The sequence below is a fragment of the Gilliamella sp. X-57 genome, assembly GCF_057063565.1.
Genome location: NZ_JBXSQI010000016.1, coordinates 48262 through 73691 on the forward strand (window position 1 = coordinate 48262; position 25430 = coordinate 73691).

Below are 25430 nucleotides of genomic sequence, written 5' to 3' on the forward strand. Positions count from 1 at the left end.
AATAATTATTGCAATGTTTCTGTAGGTTCAGCTTGCTGTTGTTGTTGAAGATAATTAATGAATAACGCTTCAAAATTTACCGGCTCTAAATTTACTTGCGGGAATGTCCCTTTATTGACTAAACTCGAAATAACTTCACGCGCGTAAGGGAATAAAATGTTTGGACAATAAGCGCCAACACAATGTTGAATTTGACCTTCGTCGAATCCAATAAGTGAGAAAATACCAGCTTGAGTCACTTCACAAATATATGCAACTTCGTCTTGCTGTTTTACTGTCACTGTGACACGAAGCGCAACTTCGTATACATTTTCACTCAATACTTGTGAAGATGAATTTAATTCAAGATTCAACTCAGGTTGCCATTGTTTGGTAAAAATTTCAGGAACATTGTTAGTTTCAAATGATACGTCTTTGGTATAAATACGTTGAATAGCAAACTGTGTTTCGGGTTGTTGTGTATTGTTTTGTTCTGTCATGATAAAACCTTATTTTTAAATAATATTATTTTCTAACCAGTGGTAAATTTTCGCCGTTCCATCCAGCAATACCGTCCTTTAATGTAAAGACATTTAAAAAACCTTGTTTAACAAGTATTTCACCTATACCTGCTGATGATAAACCATTTTCATCAATCAAAATAACGATGTTTTCTTTAAATTTTTCAATTGTTTTTGCGCTCGCATTTTTAATATCGATAGGTAAAATATTGTGAGAATCAGTGATATGTCCTTTTTTAAAGCTATCTGCAGAACGAATGTCAACAATAACAGCTCCTTGCTTATTAATCATATGGATTGCTTGAGCATTATTGATGATTTTAACCTTAGATAGTTTACTTTTGATGGTTAGTACAATAATTGCAACAAACAACACAACCCAACCTACAGAAAGTAAAAGATGATTTTTTATAAAAGGCAGCATTTCGAGAGTGATAAAGTCCATACTTGTATAATTACCTAGTTTTTTCAATATAAGGAGAGATTATAGCGATATTGCGTGATGAAATATAGTGCCAATAATTGAAAAATTGATTTATAGTAAATTGTTTTATTTTAAAAGATTGTAAAACATGTCTGATATAAGGCAAATTTTTAATGCAATTTAAGGTACCTATCTTACTATTTTTATTATTTTTTCTGTTTAGTCTGTGATTGCTGAGAGTGATATAGATGATTGCCACTACGGCATGGTAATGTATCATTGATTCAAGTGTAAATATTGTCGATTTAGACGGTTAAACGGCAGTGAAAGTATCATGAATGATTTTGGTGCATCAGATTGGTGCTTATCTAACTATTATGGTGCAATATTGGGATCCATGTTACTATTTTTAGCGTTTGCTTCATAAATGTATCGTTGGAAAATTGGCATAATCTTTGCATACAATTTATTTTATATAGATGAATATAGCCAATTATCTTTAAAAATTGCTTTTTATACAGAATAATTAAATTATTTGTTCTTAATGGAGAATATAAATGTCTACACTAAAAGTTTTAACACTAATTAAAGAAAATGATGTTAAGTTTGTTGATTTACGTTTTACTGATACAAAAGGTAAAGAACAACACGTTACAATTCCTGTTAGTCAAATTGATGCCGATTTTTTTGAAGATGGTAAGATGTTTGATGGTTCATCAATTGCAGGTTGGAAAGGTATTAATGAATCAGATATGGTGTTAATGCCTGATACATCAAGTGCTGTTATCGATCCGTTTTTTGAAGATGTGACATTAAATATCCGTTGTGATGTTTTAGAGCCAGCAACGTTGCAAGGTTATGATCGTGATCCACGTTCAATCGCTAAACGTGCAGAAGAGTATCTAAAATCATCAGGTATTGCTGATACGGTTATTTTTGGACCTGAACCAGAATTCTTTTTATTTGATGATGTCCGTTTTGGTTCGCCAATGTCTGGTAGTTTTGTGCATATTGATGATATTGAAGCAGCATGGAATTCTGGTACAAAATATGAAGAAGGCAACAAAGGGCATCGCCCAGGCGTAAAAGGTGGATATTTCCCACTTCCACCCGTTGATTCATCGCAAGATATCCGTTCTGAAATGTGTTTAATTATGGAGCAACTTGGCTTAGTGGTTGAAGCTCACCATCATGAAGTGGCAACTGCGGGTCAAAACGAAATTGCCTGTCGCTTTAATACGCTAACTAAAAAAGCTGATGAAGTGCAAATCTATAAATATGTCGTACAAAATGTGGCTCATGCTTATGGCAAAACAGCGACCTTTATGCCAAAACCGATGTTTGGTGATAATGGTTCAGGTATGCATTGTCACCAATCATTAGCGAAAGATGGCGTAAATTTATTCGCTGGGGATAAATATGCGGGTCTTTCAGAAATGGCACTATTCTATATTGGCGGTATTATCAAACATGCGAAAGCCATCAATGCATTTACTAACCCTGCAACTAACTCTTATAAACGTTTAGTACCAGGTTATGAAGCGCCAGTTATGCTTGCTTATTCTGCACGTAACCGTTCTGCGTCAATTCGTATTCCTGTTGTGACTAGCCCTAAAGCACGCCGTATTGAGGTTCGCTTCCCAGATCCAGCAGGTAATCCATACTTATCATTTGCTGCACAGTTAATGGCTGGTTTAGATGGTATTATTAATAAAATTCACCCTGGTGATGCGATGGATAAAAACTTATACGATTTACCACCAGAGGAATCTAAATTAATTCCTCAAGTCGCGGGTTCGCTTGAAGAGGCTCTTAATGCATTAGATGCAGATCGTGAATTCTTAACGCGTGGTAATGTCTTTACTAATGATACTATTGATGCATACATTGATTTAAAACGTCAAGATGTTGATCGTGTACGTATGACGCCACATCCGGTTGAATTTGAATTGTACTATAGCCTATAAATTATTTTTTATATAACTTAACGTTTTACCCACCGCTTGTTGGCGGTGGTTTCTAATCAGGACGGAAATCCAACGATGACATTTAATAATGAATCTGATGCTAATCTTGTTCTCGATTCTATGATTACAAGTATTTTATTACTTGATACAAAACTCAATATTCTCTATGCCAATACTGCTGCACAGCAGTTATTAGCGCAAAGTTCTAAAAAATTATTAGAAAGTTATCTTCCCGATTTATTGGGGTATTTCTCTTTAGATATTGATTTGATGCTTAGTGCATTAGCACAAAATCAAGGTTTTACAGATAATGAAGTCAATTTAGTTATTAATAATGAGTTACATATTTTATCGCTGACAGCTCAACTATTAGGTAATGGTCGAATATTAATTGAAATGGTGCCGTTAAATAATCATAAACGCCTTAGCCAAGAACAATTACAACAAGCTCAGCAAAGTGCTGCTCGTGAATTAGTTCGAGGACTTGCTCATGAAATTAAAAATCCACTAGGTGGGCTCAGAGGTGCAGCTCAATTATTATCACGAGAATTACCAAAAAACGAATTACAAGATTACACAAAAATTATTATTGAACAAGCCGATAGACTAAGAAATCTTGTTGATAGGTTGTTAGGTCCACAACAGCGATTACACCAAAAAGAACAAAATATTCATCAAGCAATAGAACGAATCTATGCTTTGTTGTGTTTGGAAAAACCAATCAATATTGAAATTCTGCGTGATTATGATCCTAGTCTACCGGATTTAACTCATGACTCTGAACAAATAGAGCAGGTAATTTTGAATATTGTTCGTAATGCTTTACAGGCTATTGGTTCTAAAGCTGGCACAATTACCATTAGAACAAGAACGGCTTTTCAGGTTACTTTACATGGCCAGCGTTATCGGCTTTGTGCTCGTATTGATATTGAAGATAATGGACCGGGTGTTCCTGTTCACATACAAGATACCTTGTTTTATCCTATGGTTAGTGGCTATGAAGGAGGGACAGGTATTGGGCTTTCGATTGCACATAATATTGTTGATCAACATCACGGTAAAATTGAATTTAATAGTTGGCCTGGGCATACAGCGTTTTCTGTCTATTTGCCAATTAGGCAGTGAGGTAAATTAAAATGAATGTTTGGATTGTTGATGATGATAGTTCTATTCGGTGGGTACTTGAAAAAGCATTAGCGAATGCTCATTTCAACTGTGTCAGTTTTACCAGTGGTCAAGAGGTTATTGATGCATTAGATGCACATGTGCAAAAACCAGCTGTATTGATTTCTGATATTAAAATGCCAGGGCTTGATGGTTTAACATTGCTTCATCACGTGAAAGAGCAAATGCCAAATTTACCAGTAATTATTATGACTGCGCATTCAGATCTTGATGCGGCAGTAAATGCTTATCAAAAAGGGGCTTATGATTATATTCCTAAGCCCTTTGATGTCGACGAAGTTATTCAGCTTGTAGAACGAGCTATTTTACAAACTCAAAATAACAAAACCAGCAATAATACAACCGCGAAAGCATCAACTGGCATTATTGGTGAGGCACCTTCAATGCAAGACGTGTTTCGTATTATTGGTCGATTATCTAAATCATCTATTAGCGTATTAATTAATGGTGAGTCAGGAACGGGTAAAGAGTTGGTTGCTAAGGCATTACATACCCATAGCCCTCGTTCACAATCACCTTTTATTGCATTAAATATGGCGGCAATCCCTAAAGATCTCATTGAATCTGAGCTTTTTGGGCATGAAAAAGGCGCATTTACTGGTGCGGCTCAAATTAGACATGGGCGTTTTGAACAAGCTAATGGCGGGACTTTATTTTTAGATGAAATTGGTGATATGCCACTTGATGTACAAACTAGATTATTAAGAGTGCTTGCCGATGGGCAGTTTTATCGTATTGGTGGTTATTCGCCAGTAAAAGTAGATGTGCGCATTATTGCCGCCACACATCAAAATTTAGAAACAAGAGTAAAAGAAGGTAAATTTAGAGATGATTTATTTCATCGTTTAAATGTGATTCGTATAGTGCTTCCTCCTTTACGGGATAGAGCGCAGGATATTCCAAAACTTGCCGAACATTTTTTACATACTACAGCGAAAGAATTAGGTGTTGATGGTAAAATATTGAGTCCCGAAGCATTAAGTGTTTTATGTCGATTTAATTGGCCTGGTAATGTGCGTCAGCTTGAAAATACTTGTCGCTGGGTGACGGTAATGTCCTCAAATCAAGAGGTTTTAGTTCAAGATTTGCCACCAGAACTGTTGCAATTATCAACGACAAAAACAATGGTCACAAATGAAAATATTACCATGCACGAAAACCACTTTGCTCAACAAGAAACCGATTGGAAAGTATTACTAGAACAATGGGCAAAACAAGCGCTCACGGAGGGTAAAAGCGGTATTTTGACTGAGGCAATAAACGATGTTGAACATATCTTATTAAAAAGTGCACTTAATTTTACACGAGGCCATAAACAAGAAGCGGCTTATCTATTAGGTTGGGGGCGAAATACATTGACTCGAAAACTTAAAGATTTATCGCTAGATCGCAATAAAAATCTCTAACTATCAATATTAATTATGCTATTGAATGAATCAATAGCTTTTTTATCTACTTATTCATATCACTACTATTTATGCCATTTATGGCATATTGCGTTGCTAAACACTTAAAGTTCATTGAACCCTACCTATTTTTTGGTTACAATCATAATGTAAATGATAATTATTATAATTATCGTTTTTTGTTTTTTATTCGGCTGATAATTAGGAGTTATAATGTATTCATATATCAAAGTGAAATTTTTAGTTTTACTTACCGTATTACTTGTTTTGGTTGGATGTGACAATAAAAAAGAACAGCAAATACCAGCGAAAACGATTACCGTTGAGCATGCTCAAGGCAAAACCGATGTACCTGAAAATCCAAAAAAAGTTGTTGTTTTTAATATTGCAACGCTTGATATTATTGATGCTTTAAATATTCCTGTCTCGGCTGTTCCGCAATCTGATGTGCATTTACCTGATTTTTTATCTAAATATAGTGATAAAACCTATACTAATGCTGGAACCTTGTTTGAACCAAATTATGAAGTATTAAGCACAATTGAGCCTGATGTTATTATTGCTGGTGGTCGTGCTAATGATGCTTATAAAAAATTGAATGACATTGCACCGACAATTTCTTTAGATATTGATCCAAAAGACTTTTTAGGTAGTTTAACTCAACGAACAGAGCAGTTAGGCACTATTTTTAATAAGCAAGACGAAGCTAAAAAGCTTATTACTGATTTTAATCAAAAGATTGAAAAATTAAAGCCAAAGACAAGCACTGCTGGAGGTGCATTAGTGATTATGGTTAATGGCGGTAAAATGTCGGCTTATGGTCCAAAATCTCGTTTTGGTTTTGTGTTTGATATACTTGGTTTTCAACCTGCAACCACATTCCAAGAAGCTGGACGCCATGGTAATGCGGTGACCTCTGAATTTATCTTAAGTGTTAATCCGCACTGGTTGTTTGTGTTAGATAGAGATAGTGCAATTGGTAATAAAGAAGCACAATCTGCACAGCAAGTACTAAGCAATGACTTAATTGAAAAAACAGTGGCATGGCAAAATCAACATATTATCTATTTAGATTCATCATCTATGTATATTGCAGGCGGTATTCAAACTTATAGCCGTTTGATAGATCAAATTAGTGAAGCTTTACAAAAAACATCAACAAATTGATGTAAAACATGATTAAGTCCTTTTATATTATTGCAGGCATTTTCATTTTATTGATAATGGCTGCAATAAGTTTATTTATTGGCGCAGGGCATGTGACGCTATTTGAGCTATGGTCTGATAGCAACATGCGCGAGATTTTTTTTGTAAGCCGTGTGCCTAGAACTGCTGCTTTATTACTAGCTGGCAGTGCTATGAGTGTTGCTGGTTTAATTATGCAACTGTTAACACAAAATCGATTTGTTGAACCCTCGTTGGTCGGTACAACTCAATCTGCTAGTCTTGGCTTATTAGTGATGATGGTTTTAGCGCCTGGTGCAAGTGTTATGACTAAAATGGTCGTTGCCAGCTTATTTGCCATGCTTGGTACAATGATTTTTATGGCAATTTCTCGAAAAGTCATCTTTAAATCTGCTTTGATGGTACCACTTATTGGTATTATGTTAGGAGCAGTTATTAGCGCAATTACAACTTTTTTTGCCATGTATTTTGATTTGTTACAATCACTTGGTGGTTGGGAATCGGGTGATTTTTCTGGAGTTTTACAAGGTCGTTACGAATTATTATGGCTGGTCGGCGGATTGACATTACTCGCTTGTTGGAGTGCAGATCAATTTACTGTAGCTGGTTTAGGTCGAGATTTTTCAATTAATGTTGGGCTTAATTATCGACTTGTTATGTTGACAGGACTTATTGTTATTGCATTAATTGGCGGTATTGTGGTTGTGGTAGTGGGTGTTTTACCATTTTTAGGATTGATTGTACCAAATATTGTTAGTTTATTATTTGGTGACAATGTCCGTAAAACTATTCCATGGATCTGTTTATTTGGTAGTGGGTTAGTTTTAATTTGCGACATCATTGGGCGCATTATTCGCTATCCATTTGAGATTCCAGTTAGTGTGATTCTAGGCGTGGTTGGCGCTATTATTTTTTTAATATTGTTGGGTCGAAAACGCCATGTTAGTTAACCAAAAACGCCGTGCTTTATGCCAAAAAAGAGTATTTTTATTGTTTATTATTGCACTAATTTGCGTAACTTGCTTTATGACCTTTGGTCTTAAGGGCAATATCAGTTACATTTTGGTTCATCGAACATGGATTGTGCTAACTATGATCCTAGTTGCTTTTTCGGCTGCGACGTCAACATTACTTTTTCAAACGGTCACCAACAATCGAATCTTAACCCCTTCAATTATGGGATTTGAATCTCTGTTTGTGCTGATTCAAACTGTTGTGATCTTTTGCATTGATACACAAGGCATTCCTTATATCGGTACTATTGGCAAATTTGTATTTGAATCACTTTTATTAATCTTATTTTCTCTATTTTTGTATCGAGGTTTATTTACCAAGCTCAAACAAAACTTACATTTGGTGTTATTAATCGGCATAATTTTAGGTACATTATTCCGTAGTTTTTCTAATCTATTACAGCGTTTGATGACGCCGTCTGAATTTGCTGTATTACAAAGTCGTATTTTTGCGACATTTACACGCGCAGAGCCTGTATTGATTATCTTTTCATTAATGATTGCAGCTATTATTGGTCTATTTTTATGGCGCATGCGATTCAAGTTTGATGTGCTAGCATTGGGGCGTGATAATGCAATAAATTTAGGTATTGATTACCAAAAAAATATCACTATTATTTTGTTGCTAGTTTCTATTTTGGTATCGATATCAACAGCATTAGTTGGACCGTTTACTTTTTTAGGTCTTTTAATTGCTAATTTAGCTTATAGTATTAGTGGATCAAGCCAACATCGTTTTTTGCTTCCTACTGCTTTTTTATTAGGCGTTATTTTTCTTGTTGGTGGGCAAATGTTCTTAGAGCGAGTATTAAATATGGTTGGTGCATTATCCATTGTGATTGAATTTATTGGTGGTTCTTTGTTTATTTTCTTATTATTGAAAAAGGTTAGGATGTGATAAAAATAGCTAATGTTAGTAAAAACTATCAAACAATACCTGTACTAAAAAATGTCAATGCGACAATTTCACAAGGTGGGATCACTGCCATTATTGGTCCAAATGGAGCGGGTAAATCGACGTTACTATCGATTATCAGTCGACTTTTATTCGCTGACGAAGGGCAAATCAAAATTCAAAATATGGATGTAGTTAATACACCAAGTGATAAGCTTGCTACCTATTTATCTGTATTAAGACAGGAAAACCGTTTTACCAGTAGATTAACTGTTTTTGAGTTAGTCGGGTTTGGGCGTTACCCTTATACCAAAGGGCGCTTAAATGCTGATGACTATAATCATATTAATCGTGCACTTGATTTTTTAGATCTTACTGAATATAAAGAGCGCTTTTTAGATGAATTATCTGGTGGGCAACGGCAACGTGCTTATGTTGCCATGGTACTTTGCCAAGATACTGAATATGTATTACTTGATGAACCACTCAATAATCTCGATATGAAACATGCTGTTGCTATGATGAAACAATTGCGCCGTGCTGCCGATGAACTGGGTAAAACCATTGTGATTGTTATTCATGATATCAACTTTGCATCTGTATATTCAGATTACATTTTAGCCATGAAAAATGGCGAGCTAATATACCAAGGCAGCCCACAACAAATTATGAATTCGACTATTTTAGAAGATATATTTGATACACCAGTTAAAATTGAAAATGTCCATGATCAAAATATTGCTATTTATTACTAATGATTAATGAACTTATCATTTTTGGTAAGATCTAACGAAATCCTATTTTTTTGATTAGTCATTTTTATCTTTAGGCTTTTTGTATAAAACGTAAAATACAGATAACTTATTGATTAGACATTAGAATCGATATTTACAAATTATTTTGATTCAGGTTAAATAACTAACTATATTTAGTTGGGATGGTATTATGAAATTAGAACAAATCGCTCTTTTGGCTGGTGTTTCAACAACAACAGCGAGTTATGTGATCAATGGAAAAGCCAAAAAGTACCGCGTAAGTGACAAAACAGTTGAAAAAGTCATGTCGGTGGTAAAAGCGCATAATTACCAACCTAATGCCGTAGCAGCAGGCCTTAGAGCCGGTAAAACACGTACTATCGGTTTTATTATTCCTGATTTAGAAAACAACAGTTACACCCGCATTGCCAATTATTTAGAACAACTAGTAAGAAAAGAAGGGTATCAATTATTACTAGCATGTTCTGAAGATGATCCACAAATCGAAAAAGAGTGCGTCAAGCATCTTCAGCAACGTCGAGTAGATGCTTTGATTATTTCATCATCATTCGTTTCTGCTCAGGATTATATTTTTTATGACGACTGGCAAAACGAAAAGATTCCATTATTCGCACTTGATAGAATATTATCTATATCTAAATTTAGAAATATTGTAGGTGCCGATAAACAAGATTCTAAATCACTGGCCCAAGCATTTAATAACTTTGTAAAAGATTCAGTGGTTTATATCGGGGCTTTACCAAACTTGTCGGTTAGTCAACTTCGTCTAGATGGCTTTAAAGGTATCAAATTTAATAATTGTAGTAAAATTGATTTTTTATATGCAAATAACTATAGTCGTCAAGATGCTGATTTTGCCTTTAGTCAATGGTTAGAAAACCATGAAATGCCTAATGGCATTTTTACTACTTCTTTTTCTTTATTACAAGGAAGTATTGATGCAATTTTAAGAAAATTTGGACATCTACCCGAAGCCTTAACGATTGCTACCTTTGGTGATAATGAGTTATTAGACTTTTTGCCATGTAAAGTCATATCGCTTTCACAAGATCACAAAGAAGTTGCCAATGTAACAATAAAATTGTTTTTAAACTATCTGCATAACGAGAATTATCAATCAGGTACGACAATAATTCCGAGGCGATTGATCTATCGAGGTAGCTTAAGCCGTTAAGATATTGATAGACACCAAACGCAATATTGGCTTTAAAACAGTTTAAATTTTAAATAAAAAATAAGATCCAGATCACAAATTATTGATCAATAGAAATAATTTATTTGATAATTAATATTAATTTATTCATTATTGCTGAAACGATTCAATAATGTTAATTCAAGGATTTATATTTGCTGAGTCATTTTAGTCGACCCAACATTTTAACCCAGAGGTATTTATTATATGTTTCATTTAGTTAAAGAAAACATTCATTTAAATGAACAAGCTACAAATAAAACAGAAGCAATAAAGAAAGTTGCATCGGCATTAACCCAAGCAGGATATGTTGAAGATGGTTATGTCGATGGCATGCTTGAACGAGAATCTCAAGCAGCGACATATTTAGGCATTGGTCTTGCTATTCCCCATGGCACTACTAAAACTCGCCATTTGGTAAAAAAAACAGGGGTGCAAGTATTTTGTTTTCCTAATGGCGTTGAATGGGGGGATGATGGTGAAAAGGCCTATCTTGCAATTGGTATTGCAGCAAGTTCTGATGAGCATTTAGAATTACTTCGTCAACTTACTCATGTGCTTGGTGCTGATGGGGTAGAGGAACGAATCAAAAAAATTCAATCGGCTGACGAAGCAATTGCCATTTTAACTGGCAAAACAAGTCCAGAAGATAGTCAATTTACTGTAAATGAATCTGCATTATTATTGGATATTCCTGCTGATAGTTTATCAACACTACAAGCATTAAATGCATCACGTTTAAAACAGCAAAATGCAGTCAATGCAAGTTTTATTGCTGATGTATTAGATAATAAACCAACTTACCTAGGCGAGGGTGTTTGGTTAAATGATAGCAAAGAAGGTAATTTAAAAAATGCGGTGGCGATTAGCCGTACCACTAGTAATCTCAATGAAGATGGTAAGCCTGTTAAGTTACTTATTACTATGTCAGTCGTTGATGATTCTGTTTCTGAAATTATAAATAACATTGCTACTTTAGCTTTTAATCAAAAATTAGCGTTACTATTATCAGCAAATATTGATGGGCTTATCAATCTTCTGTTATCTGGCTGTCAAACTGTAGGATCTGATGAATCAGAAATTCAATCAACTTCTCCAAATGAGTCGGCTATTACCGAATCAAACAATGAATCATTAAGTCGTGAATTTATTATTCCTAATGAGAATGGTTTACATACTCGCCCATCGTCTGTTTTAGTCAAACTCGTTAAAGAATTTAACAGTAAAGTAACTGTTGCTAATTTAGATGGCAAAGGCGAGCCAGTGAGTGCAACAAGTTTAATGAAAATTGTTGCATTGGGTGCCAAAAAAGGCAGTCGATTAAAATTTACAGCGGTTGGTGATGATGCGGCTCAAGCACTTGATGCTATTGGTAAAGCGATTGAAAGCGGTCTAGGTGAGGGTGTTTAAATGACTTATCGTATTGCAACAATCACCTTAAATCCTGCTTATGATCTTTTAGGTTTTTGCCCAAAAGTGGAGCTTGGTGATGTTAATTTAGTCCAAACTAATGCGTTACTTGCTGCTGGTAAAGGCATCAATGTGGCTAAGGTTTTGTCTGATTTAGATGTTCAACTAACTGTCGGTGGATTTTTAGGTAAAGAAAATCGTGATGGCTTTAATTTATTATTTAAATCATTAAATGTGGTTGATAAATTCGAAACAATTGCGGGGCGTACACGTATTAATGTTAAGTTGACCGAAGAGAATAGTGAAGTAACAGATTTGAACTTTTCGGGCTTTACTATTAGTGAGCAAGACTGGCAAAACTTTGTAAAAAACTCTCTTGAATGGTTAAAAGACATTGATATGGTTGCTATTAGTGGTAGCTTACCTGCTGGAGTATCACTTGATAAATTTACAAATTGGATGGAACAAGTTAAAGCGATTTGTCCAAAAATTGTATTCGATAGTAGTCGAGATGCATTGGTCGCAGGATTAAAAGCAAAACCATGGTTAATCAAACCAAATGATAAAGAGCTTGAAATGTGGATAGGTCGTAAATTATCGACATTGGATGATGTAAAAAAGGCTGCTATGGAGTTAGTTAATGGCGGCGTTGACAATGTCATCATTTCGCTTGGAAGCAAAGGTGCATTATGGGTCACTAAAAATGAAGCATGGTTAGCAAAACCACCTAAATGCCAAGTAGTTAGTACTGTGGGGGCTGGCGATTCAATGGTCGCTGGTTTAATGTATGGTTTAATCACTGAGCAATCAATTAAAGACACTTTAGTCTTTGCATCAAGTGTTGCGGCTCTATCGGTTGGACAGGCTGGTGTTGGCATTGCTGAGCGTCAAGCTGTAAATAATATGCTAGAAAAAATTGAAATAATTGCTGCATAAGGAGTATTCATGAATATATATATTATTGAAGGTAGTCATGCAGGTCCAGTTAATGGACGTTTAGCTAAAGCAGAATTAGCTTTAGCGGCAAATGCCTTAAATTTAAACATCGTTGACACTGCTGCATCAGCAGATATTATTGTTGCTGTCGGTTCGGGAACCATTAGTGATAAATCTGTGGTTGGCAAAAAAGTGTATGTCGTTGAAGACTTAAATCAACTTTTTGCTAATCCAAAACAGATTTTAACTGATGCACAAAATAAAGCGAGTGTTTATCAACAATCTGCCGAGGTGACACCAACAGCAACGTCAAGTCATGGTGTAAAACGTATTGTTGCTGTTACTGCTTGTCCAACAGGCGTTGCTCATACTTTTATGGCGGCAGAAGCCATTGAAGAAGAGGCCAAAAAACGTGGTTGGTGGTGTAAAGTTGAAACTCGCGGTTCAGTTGGTGTTGGTAATGAATTAACACCAGAAGAAGTCGCTTCTGCCGATGTGGTTATCGCTGCTTGTGATATCGATGTCGACTTAAGCAAATTTGCGGGTAAAAAACTTTATCGTACCAAAACAGGTCCTGCCCTGAAAAAAACAGCACAAGAATTTGATAAAGCATTTGAAGAAGCAACGGTTTATCAGCCAGCAAACGCTGCAAAAACTGAATCAAGCAATGATAAAAAAGGTGTTTATCAACATCTATTAACTGGCGTATCTTACATGTTACCAATGGTGGTTGCTGGTGGTTTGATTATTGCGCTTTCATTTGCTTTTGGTTCATTTGAAATTGTTGAAGGGGTGCAAAAATTAATAGGTGAACCGCATTTAGCTCAAATTGGAGGGCTTGCTTTCTCACTTATGGTACCATTGCTTTCAGGTTATATTGCTTATTCTATTGCTGATAGACCTGGGCTTGCACCGGGGCTTGTGGGTGGTTTACTTGCGGTATCAACTGGAGCAGGCTTTTTAGGTGGGATTATTATTGGTTATTTTGCTGGTTATTTGGCGCTATTAATCACAAAATATTTACCATTACCAAAAACGCTAGAAGCATTAAAGCCAATATTAATCGTACCACTATTTGCAACGCTTATTACAGGTCTTGTGATGCAATTTATTGTTGGTACTCCTATTGCATGGTTAATGAACGCTGTAACAGTATGGCTAAACTCAATGGGTACGGCGAATGCGGTTATATTGGGAGCTATTTTAGGCGGAATGATGTGTACTGATATGGGTGGTCCAATTAATAAAGTTGCTTACGCATTTGGTACTGGTTTAATTTCAGCTCAAGTTTATGCACCAATGGCAGCGGTTATGGCTGGTGGTATGGTTCCACCGTTAGCTATGGGCTTAGCAACACTTATTGCGAGCAAAAAATTTGCTAAAACTGAACAAGAAAGTGGTAAAGCTTCATTGGTATTAGGCTTGTGCTTTATATCCGAAGGGGCAATTCCATTTGCTGCTCGTGATCCATTACGTGTTATCCCATGTTGTATTATTGGTGGGGCAATTACTGGTGGCATGGCGTTAGCCTTTGGTTCAACATTAATGACACCACATGGTGGGTTATTTGCCTTAGCAATTCCTGGCGTGGTTAAACCTGTAGTTGGTTACTTGTTATCTATTGTGACTGGTTCTGTTATTGCTGGTGTGGCTTATGCATTTATCAAACAACCAGAGTCAGAAGCTGCAACTGCCGCTTAATTTTAATCATATAAATAAAAGCGCCATCAAAAGATGGCGTTTTTTATCATCAATACATTATTTTTTTACCCAACGCTGTAGATCTTTAGGAATAAAGTGATCTATTTGTTGTAATATCAATTGTGGATCTTCCGAAACGATTAAGGTTTTATAAAAACTATCTCGAACAAATCCTTCATTCACGGCATGTTGTAAAAAATTGAGCATAGGCTGCCAAAATTCAGCTGGATTAAATAAAGCCACTGGCTTTTTGTGATAACCGATTTGCATACCCGTCCAGACTTCAAAAATTTCTTCTAGCGTACCTGTTCCGCCTGGCATTGCAATAAAGCCATCGGCAAGCTCAGACAGTCTTGCTTTGCGCTGATGCATATTATCCACCACTTCTAAACGAGTGATACCGTGGTGAGCCGTTTCGGCTTTGACTAAACGTTCAGGAATGATGCCAATTACCTCGCCTCCATGAGCTAAGACTGCGTTAGCAATAATACCCATTAAGCCTTTATTACCACCACCATAGATTAAACGCCTGTTTTGCTCAGCTAATATTTTACCTAATTGTTCAGCATGAGTCCGATATTCTAGGCGACTACCATCGCTTGCACCACAAAAAACACAAATATTTTTTTTCATCAATTTTATTCTACCTTTTATATCATTTACCTATTATTTTAACACAGTAATCACAGAATTTGCTTATAAGCTGAGCAGTTGATTTTGTTTAGTGTTTTAGAGATTGACATTGTCATTATAAATAGTTAATATTCTGCGTGTTAAGTGTTCCTCCATAGTTCAGTCGGTAGAACGGCGGACTGTTAATCCGTATGTCACAGGTTCAAGTCCTGTTGGAGGAGCCAATTTCCGAATCCTTATAGCCTGTTTATAGCAGGTTTTTTTGTATCTTAAAATACCTACTTATTTATTTCGTTGTTACAACAAATACGCTTAAAACCACGTTTTTTTGGGGATATGTATTTAATTTTTTAATCTTCTTATCAAATTAATGAGTTGCTAAAAGAAATTAAAATGAACACATTGGATTGAATGTTATCATTGTAGTTATTTTTAAATATTAATTAAAATTAACTTAGTGAATGAATGGTTTTTATAGTAAAAAAACATTCCCATAATATTGTAAGGTCAATATAGCTGCCCTTTCACCGCGCTAGAATGCGTCGACAACTAAGCGAGGTTAGCACAACAAGTATGGATGTTTGGCGAGTTTGGGCTTTGTTAGGAATAAATTTGAACACCTGAGCAAAGTGAAGATGACATCAAAAGGCGAGTATCAGGTTGATACGAGTAAATATAAGTCGGTCGCATTCTGTAGCTAAAGTGTGGGGTGTTAAGGAATTTGCTAATTTCCTAACTTGACCGTTGTCACTGTTGCTATTGATTCCACCACAAAAAACTCAAAATGTCCGAAACCCAACCACACAAATTATTGTCAAATATTGTCACCCGAACCCAAAAACTATAAAAATAGTCAGGTAGTGCATTGATTTTATTATTTTTTTATCTTGTTGTTTTTTTCAAAAATCAAAAATTTCAACCATTTAAAGTTTTCTTCAAAGCTTAACCCATTCTTTCCTTTACATTCCCTTACAAAAAATTCCCCAAAAAAACTAGCCAAGCTTTTTTTAAATATTATAATTTTAACGGTAAAAATTAAATTAGCTCATTTTACAGGCTAATAATCATAAAAAAACAAATAAAACAATATTTTATTTGTAAGGTGGAATGTTATGAAGTATAATCTTGGACAACAGACAACAGACAACAGACAACAGACAACAGACAACAGACAACAGACAACAGACAACAGACAACAGACAACAGACAACAGACAACAGACAACAGACAACAGACAACAGACAACAGACAACAGACAACAGACAACAGACAACAGACAACAGACAACAGACATGGCAAACCTATGACTTAAATTTATCAAATAATCGCATTAGACGGTTTTTTATCCTTTCCTCGTTTATATCATCAAAATTATCCACCGAATTTTTTGCAAAAATCCCGTTGGCATTAACGCCAGTGTTGTTATTGCCATATTCGCTCAGCTCACAGGCATTAACAGTGCATACTAGCCAAGTGATTCAAGGTAGTGCGCCGTATTTAACGTTTGATGGAGGTCAAACTAAAGTGACTACCACTGACGCGTTATTGTTGATTACCTTGCCAGATGGTACAACGGTTACGCCATCAACCAATACATCAAGTGCAACAAATCCAATAAGGCTAATAAATGGAAATACCTTTAGTGATATAGGGATGTTGGTGCCGCCGTCAACCAACTCAATAGGACTAGATGCACTTATTCGAGCGCCGTATAATTATTGGGGAGATGATGATGGAGATGGTCGGGATACTAATGGGGTGACTGCAACGGGGAGTATATCGGTGAGTTTTACTGATAAGAATGGTAATGCAGTAAGTCGTAGTGATACATTAAATATATGTAGTGCACCTTATAAGGTAACATTAAGTAGTACAGATGGTAATTTAACTACCCAGTATGGTATACCGAATAGCAGGAATTTCGATGGTCGTACGGTGACGTATTATATCAATCCAAATTCACAGCCTAAAGTTTGTTACGCAAGGCCGAGTCTTTACTATGGTGAAGATGAAGCGGCAGGACCTGCTAGCATATGGAATTCTGATAAGGGTTTTTTAACTCAGTCAACAAATTCAACATTCTACGACCGAAATTTTCCTACTACGGGTGCTGATGGATTATATTTTGATTTAGATATAGGTGGGGTGGATGCAAGTCAATTGACCTGGTCGCCTGTTACTCATGGTGGAATAACGGCTACTGTAAATTGGACACTGCCTCTTTCTGGCTCATTCGCAACCTCATGGGGAAGTATAACAGAATACGATGCATGGATTAGTGATAAATCTCAGTATGTAACGCGGGTAACATTAAATGGTCCTAGAGCAAGTGATGCGCAAATACAGTTAGATAATCCTAGTCCACTTCGTAGACCTATTTTACCGCAGACCTTTGAATTAGAGGGTAGGGATAGAAGTGGTAATGTGGTGATTAAGTATGGTTTTGTTTTGCAGAAGTGGTTTATCAATCGAGGTCATAAATGGAGGAGCTATTCCGAACAAGCATCGTGGTGTAGTAGTTTGGGGTATCGTTTGTCACGAGTCAGAGATTTAACCAATTCGAAATGTGGTAAGGATAAGTGGTTTCCATGCTTAGAAGGCATAGAGGGTGCCACGCCGTCATCAAGTGGTAATTATTTCCAGCGTCAAATAGGAGCAGGCTTTTTACCCGAGTGGGGCTACATAAGTTATTACCCTGATGAAGTTTTCCAGACTAACGGCTTTTGTGTAGATTCTGACTATGGCAGCAAGGTTATTATCACAGGTGAGTACTACGATGTAGTCTACGGCGACGATAACTCTGACTTTGACCGTTTCAGTGTTATTTGCACCGCACCTTAACTTTTAGCATTGAGTTCTTAATCATTAAGGCGCAGTGATACTTATATGACTGTAGTTGGCTAAGTTATCAAAGAACAGCCCCGAGTCAGTTTGGGAGGGAAGGCAGAGCTGCGAGTTTTGCGCTTTAATGACGGAAAATCAAAAAAAAACACTTCCCTGACTGACGACGCTTAAGCTGTGAAGAGTTACTCAACATAAACAATTAGACATTATCATAATAAAAATTGAGTAAAATTATTACCAAACAAAACAGGCTATTTTTTATCTGGTTTTTTTTGTATAAATGTCAAACGATTTTTTTATAAAAATATCAAAAAGTGATGATGTGTGATTGTAGTAAGGTGGTTTTTTGTGGCGTATAATTTGGTTCCCACTAAACAACTTTCTGACGTAAAATCAACATGAAATTTAATATAATCATTGCAGCCTTAATGGCAACCAGTTTATCTTGTGCTGCTGTAGAGCCTGCTCCGCATTGGGATTATGAAGGCGAATTTAAACCCGAAAATTGGGGAAAACTTTCACCTGAATTTTCAACTTGTGAAAACGGCAAAAATCAATCGCCGATCAATATTGAACATGCACTAAAAACGCACCATGATAAACTTAAACTGGTGTTTAAACCCAGCAAGCAAGAAATCATCAACAACGGCCATACCATTCAAATCAATGTTAACGAAGGTAATACCTTAGAAATTGATAATGAAATCTTTACGTTACAACAATTCCATTTTCATGCACCAAGCGAAAATATGATTAAAAGTAAACCCTTTCCGATGGAAGCTCACTTTGTTTATAAAAACGACAAGGGCGACTTAACGGTTGTTGGTCTTATGTTTAATAGGGGAAAATCTAACCCCGAATTAGCTAAAGCTTGGCAACATATTCCGACACAAGTAGGAAATACTGCGGCATTAAGTCAGTCGGTTAATATTAAGGCATTATTGCCAAATAGATTAGATTTTTACCGCTTTAGCGGCTCACTAACAACACCGCCTTGTACGGAAGGTGTGAGATGGATTATTTTAGAACAAGAAAGTAGCGCATCTGCCAAACAAATTGAAAAATTCCACTCAATCATGCATCACGATAACAACCGTCCAATTCAGCCTTTAAATGGTCGTGTGATAGTTGATTAATACTTTTTGGCTCTATCGGTGAGAACGAGTAGAGCCAATAATTACTGCACTTATCACTTATAACACACTAAAATATATAATGTATTTTTTAATGATTTTTCGTAATTAAATATTATACGCATACCGTATAAAAATTTTACGCTATCATCAAATAATATTAATACCCTGTCAAAACATGAAAATTTATGTAATCAGGGCTACTTTATTGATTTTATGTTCAGGTGTTTTTTATCTTTATCTTATCTTTAGTGCCTCAGCGTCTTGATAGTCATCACTCATATTCTATAAATATGAGTGGATAGGTTAAGCTAACTGACCCTTCTATCGTTATATGCTTTTAGGGATGAAAGCATGATTATTGGCAAATTAAGGTTAAATCATCAAAGAAAAGTTTCTCCAGCTCAAGAGCAATTGCGCCCACCAATATAGCAGCAATACTTAATCCTGCATGAATTACAAAACAAGTTGGGTTTGTAATAATGTACTTAATCCACAATTGATCACCTAATATAAATGATTAATGACTTAAATTTTAAAAAAGGTTATATTATTCAACACTAAAAATAGTGTTTTTTATAATTAAAAAGGAATAGTTAACATGAAAGGAAAAATTTTTAGTATTGCCATAATATTATTAGCTGGAGCTTGTATGCCCCTTTCAGCTAATGCAATTTATGAGATAACTTGCCCTGATTCTGTTCAGGTAAACGCTATTCCCACCGAATTAGAAACATTACCTGAAGGATGGCAAATATCCGAACAAAAAAATCTGTTGTTACGAGTTGATAGTGGTGAAGTATACCATGGTAAACCAGTGAATTTAGGACAGATGATACCCTTTACAACTACCATTAAAGGTAAAAAATATAAGGATTCATGGAGTGTTGATACTCGTTATGATACACCTAATGATACTGGTTATTGGTTTAATTGTTCTTATTCACGTAATCGGGTTCGCTTAATAAAACACATCGATCCAACCATGAAAACCTGCTGGGTAATCACTTCAAAAGATGCAAAAGGTAATATGAAAGTAAAACTAAATTGCGATAAAAAAATACATGAAGGTCGACAATCATACTCTAAAGGTGAAAATAAAGTTAGTTTAAGCTCTAACATCGGATAAAGTTAGATAGCAAAAATAGCCTTGGTTTAGATAGTTAATAGTCTAATGCATTTAACTTAATAAAATGATATTAACTATTAGAAATCATTGTATTTTTTATAAGATTAAGAAGGAATAGCAAACATGAAAGGTAAAATTTTAAGTTTAGCAGCAATTGTCGTAATAGGGGGGAGTCTTTGCCGTTCAGCTAATGCAAATCAAGAAATAGTTTGTCCCGAATCGGTAAAAATAAAATATGCTAAACCTGAACTAGAAGTTGTGCCTGAAGGCTGGGAAGTGTCTGAAAAAGGCTATGATAAGAATAAAATTAATGGTTTAATCTTGCCAGAAGATATCGCTCACACCAGTTCTCTTATTCGACTAAATCAAGTAGAAGTATATTCCGGAAAATCAACAGATTCAGCAAAAAGAATAAAAACCAAGCCCGCAATGATAAATGGGAAAAAATATAAGGCAGTTTGGTTGTTAGAGAGCAGTGATGATACTAATAAACTGAGCTTTTGGGCTAGCTGTAATTATAACTACAATAACGAAGTACAATTGACAAAGCCTATTGATGCATCACTGAAAACTTGTTGGGCAGTTGACACCCAAAATCAGCATCAAGGAACACTTGCTAAATTAGTGTGTAGTACTGAAAAAGCAAAATAAATTAATATTAGTTTGGATATTTCGGGGGATATGTTCACATTTCCCACAAAAGTTATACCTCAATAAAGATAGTAAAAGGTAGTCGTTTGTGACTGCCTTTTACTTTTGTCAGAGATTAGCGTTTTATATAGTCCTTTATCACACTTATAACCATATTGGAGCAAGTGAAATAAATAATGAAAATCTGGTTTGATTAAATCGTTATATAGATTGCTTCTCTATATGTTGATTTATAAAATCAATGACAGGTTGCCAAATTTCTTGTTCGGGTGCTTGATAATCCCATAAAGGTGTAACCAACTCATCTAATATTTGCAATTTAGCGAGAAAATTTTTTGAATAGGTTTGACGTTGTTCATCTGACATGGCTAGTAACCTTTCTGACGAAATGTATTTGCGCTTTTGCCGTGGGTTTTCAATAAAATTGCCTAAACTACATAATTCTTTCTCATTTTCACATTCTGAATAGGAAAAGGGATAAGTTTGTTCTACTTGTTCAAAAGCATCTGCAATTTGCGGTAAATTTACTGCTTTCATTGCTGGTACAACATATTTTGCTGTAGCATAATTCCATAAAAGATTACACCAACCATCACTTTGCCAATGACTAATGGTATGAATGACAACAAAAGCATAGAAAGCATTTCGATCCAGTTTTGTGCTTAGCTCTGATTCGCAAGGGATACACTCATAAATCTTATCAAAGAACGCGATGACATCTTCAAAATCAGATAGCTTTTGATTCTGAGTTAACATATTAATTGTTATCATATTATTTCCTTATCCTAATTTATTTGCATTTTAACATATTTGAAAAGCAATGAAATGCTATCTTAGCAGCAGTCTTAAAACTGTGCTGTTTTATGGGGTGGTTACAACCTGTCCCTTGATATTCACGTCCGTTATAGGTATAAATACATTCAATGATATAAGGACATTGGGCTAATACATCATTTTGTAGAAACTGTGTTGAGCTAAATTGGGATTTATCGGGGTATATGACCCCATAAAGCTCACGTAAAAAATCAGTCTCGTGTTTTTTTTCGTTTCATTTTTAAGTAACGGTAAACGTTTGGTGTCAACATAGAGCATTCCGCCTTGATAGGGTTTATTATCGCGCTTAGCTTATCTTCTTAATTTATCTTCAATGGACTTTTCAACTTTAACCAGATGTTTAATACCATAAAAGAGAGTTTTATATCGTTCGTTTTTACTTGTCAAAGGAACAAATGTAAATACCCCAAACTTAGTACAAGATTCAAGTAGAAAATAATACTCCTTGTTTAGGGTTTTATACTCAATCTGCGTCATATTATTTAATGCTTCATGAGGTTTTTCGTTGTTATAACTGGTTAGCCATTCTTCTGTTACCTTTCTTGCTTGTTCCAGATTATTAAATAGATATAAATCTAGTACCTCTGTGCGATAGATGCGATTAAATCGTTCCAATATACCCATTTTGATATGGGTTGCCGAGCTCAATATAATCAATGGCTATATCATGTGATTTAGCCCAGTTAATAAACGTATTTCCAGTGAATTCCGGTCCATTATCTACTCGTATTTTGAGTGGATAATTATGATATTCAGCCAGTTTATCCAGATAACGGGTGATCCTGCCAGCCGGCAAACTGACCGCAATATCAATGCCTAGCACCTCACGATTAAAGTCATCGATGACATTGAAGTGTGGATAATTCAACAGTAGATTCTTATATAAGCCCTTTAGACTCTATATAAATTAATCCAAATGATTTTTAAAGTTTAATATCACATACATCAGCTCTTTCCATATAATTTGTGGAAACTGAAGAAAATAGAATTTTTTTATTTTTATCAATAAAATAAGTTGCAGGAATAGGCAGTTTATACGTCTTATCATTATTAAATAATTCTAAATCTGCTCCCATGTTTTTATAGATATCACGAACATTTTCTTGCAGCGTAAAAACAAGCCCATATTTATCAGCAATTTCGTTCCCTTTATCAGAAAGTATTCTAAATTCGAGGTTATTTCGTACCGTTACATCGTGATTAAAATGAATAGTTTGAGGAGAAATCGCAATAACCGTTGCACTATCAATAAGATTGTTATTTATAGCTTCTTGGTAATGTGCTAATTCAGCCATACAAAACGGACACCAATTACCACGAAAAAAGCTAAGTATAACTGGATTATGTTGCAATGTATCGTAGAGCGAAATAGGTAGACCCTCAGCATCTGGCAACGTAAAATCAGGAGCTATATCACCGACTTTAAGAGCGTGGTTTTCTAAATTTAGCTCTATAAGTTCATGAAGTGATTGTCCGAACGCATTTAAAATATCAACTGGCACAGTTTGCGCCATTTCTTTTTGTATTAGCTCAAGTTTTTCATTTAATTTCATGATTATTTTCCTTTAGAGGTTTATTTATTGTGCGTATAGCTTTTTTAACAATACGCTGTGTAAATGCTGAATCACTTTCTGATAACCATTGTGAATAGAGGTCTGATACCCAACTTGGTCGAGTTTTACTTGCATCATTTAACCAATTAGCAACTGAATCTTGGACATATTTTTCAGGTTCGTTTTTTAATGGTTCAAGTAAAGAAAGAGCCATTTCAGGTTGTGTTTTTAACTCACTAATATGCTTAGACCAACCCCCTCTAGGCCTTAAACATTCAACAGCAAACCACCTAACGTAGGGATTTGGGTTTATTACCCAAGTAGAAAGTAATTGAATAGAAACAATTAAATCAGAAGATAATTTTTCTCGAACGGCCATCCAAACCCATTTGCAAACTCTAAAGTGGATATCTTTAGCGTAAGATTGAATCTGGATAAGTAATTCTTGTAGCGATAGTGGAGGTTTCTTTTGGGTAAGAACCACTCTAAATAAATGCTCTTGATCTATTTGTAAGCATTCATTGAGATTAGTCGTGGCACCAAGCCCGTTATTCAATATGTCAATACGATTCATTATTCGTAACACCCTGGTAATATGATATTGTTGGGGTAGATGATTTTTTAATCTGTTCAGTTAACTTTCCATGTATCGTATCACTCATAAAATACTGACTCATAAAGACCGAATGAAGTCGATATGGAGTAAAACCGAAGGTTCTTCCCATTGTCAGCAATTCATAATAACAATCAATAATCTGATCTACATGTAATACTATTAAAAGCCGATTATTCGGCATAATTATTAAGTACGGAGAGAAATAAGGTAGTTTTCGTTCACTTTTAATAAGCCCTTTGAGAACATATTCTCGACTTATCAACCAAATAGCTTCAAAAAACGCATCATACGTGGAAGCAAATTTTATTGTTATCTTATCTTTAATAAAAGATGATTTGTTAAGATGCGTAACAATTCTAAGATTCTTTGTTTCCTGAAGCATATCAGTAATCTCTAAATTCATAAATTATAATTAATCATCTTTAAGCTGAGACATTTTATTTAAAATACAAACGAGCGTTTTAATTTCAGAATCTGTTAAATTTTTTGTAATGTTAGCAATCCAAAGACTATGTTCCTTGAAGATTCGGTGTATCAAATCTTGGCCTTTTTTAGTCAGAGTAATATCAATTTTTCTTCCATCGGTGATGTCTTCAGTTTTATTGACCAATTTTTCTTTAACTAAAGAATGAATGAAAGAGGTTATCGTTGGTTTTGTAACTCCACTCAGAGTAGCAATTTCTTGCGGTGATAGCACCTTATGCTCAAATAGAAGTACGAGCACCATAAAACGCCCCTCAGATAACTGATAATCACTTAGTCGTTTAGCACATTCTTTGTCTATTCTCATTCCAGTAGAAAGTATACTAAAACAAGCTTCTACCGATAATATATTGGCTGCTTTATGTTTTTTAATAATACGAGCTAATGATATATATTTTTTTTCCAACTTCACGATTATGACCTCCTTTTAATATAGTTAGATGTCTAACTAAACTACCAAAAAAATAGTTAGACATCTAACTATATCTGGATTATAAAAAAAACATATTCCTTGTCAAGAAATATTAAAAAATAATTTCACTTAAGTATGAAGCTCATCAACAAAACAAATTAATACAGATTGTAACTATCCCCTAAAATAGTACAGCAAAAAAGTAGAAAATTCTCTATGATAAAAGTAAAAGGGGATTTAATTATGAAAAAATGACTGAACATCAAATCGTCGCTATTTTAAAAGAAGCTGAAGCGGGTATTCCCGTTAAAGAACTGTGTCGTAAATATGGCATGGGGAATTCAACTTTCTATAAATGGCGGGAAAAATACGGCGGAATGGAAACTTCGGATATCAAACGCTTAAAGGAGCTGGAGGCTGAAAACCGTAAGCTTAAACAGATGTTTGCCGAACTGAGCTTAAAATCCCAGCTTCAGGAAGAAATCATAAAAAAGCTTTAGTGCCCACAAAGGCACGTAAAACGTGGGCACAGCAACTACAACAAAATCATTC

General features: G+C 35.1%; 24 protein-coding genes, 1 tRNA gene and 1 pseudogene. 17 read left to right on the forward strand and 9 right to left on the reverse strand.

The window, feature by feature from the left end:
* Positions 1 to 5: 5 nt before the first annotated feature.
* Together secB and ACYIAL_RS08675 are read right to left on the reverse strand one after the other, a co-directional pair.
* Positions 6 to 479, reverse strand: coding sequence for a protein-export chaperone SecB (gene secB / locus ACYIAL_RS08670; RefSeq protein WP_174797853.1), 474 nt, complete (start codon positions 477 to 479; stop codon positions 6 to 8).
* Between the two features lie 25 nt (positions 480 to 504).
* A complete protein-coding gene (locus ACYIAL_RS08675) occupies positions 505 to 945 on the reverse strand; it encodes a rhodanese-like domain-containing protein (RefSeq protein WP_174797852.1) in 441 nt (146 codons plus the stop codon).
* A 536-nt stretch (positions 946 to 1481) separates the two neighbouring features.
* Between ACYIAL_RS08675 and glnA the strand changes: the two genes are divergently transcribed.
* From glnA to fruA, 11 genes are all read left to right on the forward strand, one after another.
* Complete coding sequence (gene glnA / locus ACYIAL_RS08680) at positions 1482 to 2891, forward strand: glutamate--ammonia ligase (protein ID WP_174797851.1); 1410 nt, start codon at positions 1482 to 1484, stop codon at positions 2889 to 2891.
* Positions 2892 to 2966: 75 nt separating this feature from the next.
* On the forward strand, positions 2967 to 4016 hold the full coding sequence (gene glnL / locus ACYIAL_RS08685; RefSeq protein ID WP_174797850.1) for a nitrogen regulation protein NR(II): 1050 nt from the start codon (positions 2967 to 2969) through the stop codon (positions 4014 to 4016).
* Positions 4017 to 4027: 11 nt separating this feature from the next.
* Positions 4028 to 5482, forward strand: a complete 1455-nt coding sequence (gene glnG, locus ACYIAL_RS08690) for a nitrogen regulation protein NR(I) (RefSeq protein ID WP_483751444.1) — start codon at positions 4028 to 4030, stop codon at positions 5480 to 5482.
* 213 nt (positions 5483 to 5695) lie between these two features.
* Positions 5696 to 6649, forward strand: coding sequence for a siderophore ABC transporter substrate-binding protein (locus ACYIAL_RS08695; RefSeq protein WP_483751445.1), 954 nt, complete (start codon positions 5696 to 5698; stop codon positions 6647 to 6649).
* 8 nt (positions 6650 to 6657) lie between these two features.
* On the forward strand, positions 6658 to 7617 hold the full coding sequence (locus ACYIAL_RS08700; RefSeq protein ID WP_483748152.1) for an ABC transporter permease: 960 nt from the start codon (positions 6658 to 6660) through the stop codon (positions 7615 to 7617).
* Complete coding sequence (locus tag ACYIAL_RS08705; protein WP_483751446.1) at positions 7607 to 8578, forward strand: iron chelate uptake ABC transporter family permease subunit; 972 nt, start codon at positions 7607 to 7609, stop codon at positions 8576 to 8578. Before ACYIAL_RS08700 ends, ACYIAL_RS08705 begins: the two co-directional genes overlap by 11 nt.
* On the forward strand, positions 8575 to 9330 hold the full coding sequence (locus ACYIAL_RS08710; RefSeq protein WP_483751447.1) for an iron ABC transporter ATP-binding protein: 756 nt from the start codon (positions 8575 to 8577) through the stop codon (positions 9328 to 9330). Before ACYIAL_RS08705 ends, ACYIAL_RS08710 begins: the two co-directional genes overlap by 4 nt.
* 190 nt (positions 9331 to 9520) lie before the next feature.
* On the forward strand, positions 9521 to 10525 hold the full coding sequence (gene cra, locus ACYIAL_RS08715) for a catabolite repressor/activator (RefSeq protein ID WP_483751448.1): 1005 nt from the start codon (positions 9521 to 9523) through the stop codon (positions 10523 to 10525).
* Between the two features lie 225 nt (positions 10526 to 10750).
* On the forward strand, positions 10751 to 11953 hold the full coding sequence (gene fruB, locus ACYIAL_RS08720) for a fused PTS fructose transporter subunit IIA/HPr protein (protein WP_483751449.1): 1203 nt from the start codon (positions 10751 to 10753) through the stop codon (positions 11951 to 11953).
* On the forward strand, positions 11954 to 12889 hold the full coding sequence (gene fruK, locus ACYIAL_RS08725; RefSeq protein WP_483748303.1) for a 1-phosphofructokinase: 936 nt from the start codon (positions 11954 to 11956) through the stop codon (positions 12887 to 12889). It begins immediately after the preceding gene.
* Positions 12890 to 12898: 9 nt separating this feature from the next.
* Positions 12899 to 14590: a PTS fructose transporter subunit IIBC gene (gene fruA / locus ACYIAL_RS08730; protein ID WP_483751450.1), complete on the forward strand. Its 1692-nt coding sequence runs from the start codon at positions 12899 to 12901 to the stop codon at positions 14588 to 14590.
* Positions 14591 to 14647: 57 nt separating this feature from the next.
* Here the strand turns inward: fruA and ACYIAL_RS08735 are convergent, their stop codons facing one another.
* A complete protein-coding gene (locus ACYIAL_RS08735; RefSeq protein WP_483748305.1) occupies positions 14648 to 15223 on the reverse strand; it encodes an LOG family protein in 576 nt (191 codons plus the stop codon).
* Between the two features lie 148 nt (positions 15224 to 15371).
* Between ACYIAL_RS08735 and ACYIAL_RS08740 the strand changes: the two genes are divergently transcribed.
* The 5 genes from ACYIAL_RS08740 to ACYIAL_RS08760 all read left to right on the forward strand — a co-directional run bounded on the left by ACYIAL_RS08740 (position 15372) and on the right by ACYIAL_RS08760 (position 20980).
* Positions 15372 to 15447: transfer RNA gene (locus ACYIAL_RS08740), tRNA-Asn, on the forward strand.
* 901 nt (positions 15448 to 16348) lie between these two features.
* The gene (locus tag ACYIAL_RS08745) at positions 16349 to 18064 is read left to right on the forward strand and encodes a hypothetical protein (protein WP_483751451.1); all 1716 of its coding nucleotides are present in this window, start codon (positions 16349 to 16351) and stop codon (positions 18062 to 18064) included.
* Between the two features lie 401 nt (positions 18065 to 18465).
* Complete coding sequence (locus ACYIAL_RS08750) at positions 18466 to 19203, forward strand: carbonic anhydrase (protein WP_483751452.1); 738 nt, start codon at positions 18466 to 18468, stop codon at positions 19201 to 19203.
* A 598-nt stretch (positions 19204 to 19801) separates the two neighbouring features.
* Positions 19802 to 20329, forward strand: coding sequence for an STY0301 family protein (locus ACYIAL_RS08755; protein ID WP_483751453.1), 528 nt, complete (start codon positions 19802 to 19804; stop codon positions 20327 to 20329).
* Between the two features lie 123 nt (positions 20330 to 20452).
* Positions 20453 to 20980 carry an STY0301 family protein gene (locus tag ACYIAL_RS08760; RefSeq protein WP_174797004.1) on the forward strand — a complete coding sequence of 176 codons (528 nt, stop codon included), beginning with the start codon at positions 20453 to 20455 and terminating at the stop codon, positions 20978 to 20980.
* 201 nt (positions 20981 to 21181) lie between these two features.
* Here ACYIAL_RS08760 and ACYIAL_RS08765 read toward each other — a convergent pair whose 3' ends face one another.
* The 6 genes from ACYIAL_RS08765 to ACYIAL_RS08790 form a co-directional block, all read right to left on the reverse strand.
* Positions 21182 to 21751, reverse strand: coding sequence for a hypothetical protein (locus ACYIAL_RS08765; RefSeq protein WP_160430361.1), 570 nt, complete (start codon positions 21749 to 21751; stop codon positions 21182 to 21184).
* Between the two features lie 354 nt (positions 21752 to 22105).
* Positions 22106 to 22438: an integrase core domain-containing protein gene (locus ACYIAL_RS08770; protein WP_075539333.1), complete on the reverse strand. Its 333-nt coding sequence runs from the start codon at positions 22436 to 22438 to the stop codon at positions 22106 to 22108.
* Positions 22416 to 22682, reverse strand: coding sequence for an IS3 family transposase (locus ACYIAL_RS08775; RefSeq protein ID WP_065581808.1), 267 nt, complete (start codon positions 22680 to 22682; stop codon positions 22416 to 22418). The genes ACYIAL_RS08770 and ACYIAL_RS08775 overlap by 23 nt, the downstream gene beginning before the upstream one ends.
* Positions 22683 to 22737: 55 nt before the next feature.
* Positions 22738 to 23367, reverse strand: a complete 630-nt coding sequence (locus ACYIAL_RS08780) for a peroxiredoxin-like family protein (RefSeq protein WP_483751454.1) — start codon at positions 23365 to 23367, stop codon at positions 22738 to 22740.
* The gene (locus ACYIAL_RS08785) at positions 23354 to 23941 is read right to left on the reverse strand and encodes a DNA alkylation repair protein (protein ID WP_065581810.1); all 588 of its coding nucleotides are present in this window, start codon (positions 23939 to 23941) and stop codon (positions 23354 to 23356) included. Before ACYIAL_RS08785 ends, ACYIAL_RS08780 begins: the two co-directional genes overlap by 14 nt.
* Positions 23942 to 24395: 454 nt before the next feature.
* Positions 24396 to 24878, reverse strand: coding sequence for a MarR family winged helix-turn-helix transcriptional regulator (locus ACYIAL_RS08790; protein ID WP_065581812.1), 483 nt, complete (start codon positions 24876 to 24878; stop codon positions 24396 to 24398).
* A 251-nt stretch (positions 24879 to 25129) separates the two neighbouring features.
* Here ACYIAL_RS08790 and ACYIAL_RS08795 point away from each other — a divergent pair.
* A pseudogene (locus ACYIAL_RS08795) lies at positions 25130 to 25372 on the forward strand (transposase); the annotation flags it as partial.
* Positions 25373 to 25430: the final 58 nt, after the last annotated feature.

Coding starts and splice junctions, on each gene's coding strand:
- secB (WP_174797853.1), bottom strand. CDS start 479: ATGACAGAACAAAACAATACACAACAACCCGAAACACAGTTTGCTATT.
- ACYIAL_RS08675 (WP_174797852.1), bottom strand. CDS start 945: ATGGACTTTATCACTCTCGAAATGCTGCCTTTTATAAAAAATCATCTT.
- glnA (WP_174797851.1), top strand. CDS start 1,482: ATGTCTACACTAAAAGTTTTAACACTAATTAAAGAAAATGATGTTAAG.
- glnL (WP_174797850.1), top strand. CDS start 2,967: ATGACATTTAATAATGAATCTGATGCTAATCTTGTTCTCGATTCTATG.
- glnG (WP_483751444.1), top strand. CDS start 4,028: ATGAATGTTTGGATTGTTGATGATGATAGTTCTATTCGGTGGGTACTT.
- ACYIAL_RS08695 (WP_483751445.1), top strand. CDS start 5,696: ATGTATTCATATATCAAAGTGAAATTTTTAGTTTTACTTACCGTATTA.
- ACYIAL_RS08700 (WP_483748152.1), top strand. CDS start 6,658: ATGATTAAGTCCTTTTATATTATTGCAGGCATTTTCATTTTATTGATA.
- ACYIAL_RS08705 (WP_483751446.1), top strand. CDS start 7,607: ATGTTAGTTAACCAAAAACGCCGTGCTTTATGCCAAAAAAGAGTATTT.
- cra (WP_483751448.1), top strand. CDS start 9,521: ATGAAATTAGAACAAATCGCTCTTTTGGCTGGTGTTTCAACAACAACA.
- fruB (WP_483751449.1), top strand. CDS start 10,751: ATGTTTCATTTAGTTAAAGAAAACATTCATTTAAATGAACAAGCTACA.
- fruK (WP_483748303.1), top strand. CDS start 11,954: ATGACTTATCGTATTGCAACAATCACCTTAAATCCTGCTTATGATCTT.
- fruA (WP_483751450.1), top strand. CDS start 12,899: ATGAATATATATATTATTGAAGGTAGTCATGCAGGTCCAGTTAATGGA.
- ACYIAL_RS08735 (WP_483748305.1), bottom strand. CDS start 15,223: ATGAAAAAAAATATTTGTGTTTTTTGTGGTGCAAGCGATGGTAGTCGC.
- ACYIAL_RS08750 (WP_483751452.1), top strand. CDS start 18,466: ATGAAATTTAATATAATCATTGCAGCCTTAATGGCAACCAGTTTATCT.
- ACYIAL_RS08755 (WP_483751453.1), top strand. CDS start 19,802: ATGAAAGGAAAAATTTTTAGTATTGCCATAATATTATTAGCTGGAGCT.
- ACYIAL_RS08760 (WP_174797004.1), top strand. CDS start 20,453: ATGAAAGGTAAAATTTTAAGTTTAGCAGCAATTGTCGTAATAGGGGGG.
- ACYIAL_RS08765 (WP_160430361.1), bottom strand. CDS start 21,751: ATGATAACAATTAATATGTTAACTCAGAATCAAAAGCTATCTGATTTT.
- ACYIAL_RS08770 (WP_075539333.1), bottom strand. CDS start 22,438: ATGGGTATATTGGAACGATTTAATCGCATCTATCGCACAGAGGTACTA.
- ACYIAL_RS08780 (WP_483751454.1), bottom strand. CDS start 23,367: ATGAAATTAAATGAAAAACTTGAGCTAATACAAAAAGAAATGGCGCAA.
- ACYIAL_RS08785 (WP_065581810.1), bottom strand. CDS start 23,941: ATGAATCGTATTGACATATTGAATAACGGGCTTGGTGCCACGACTAAT.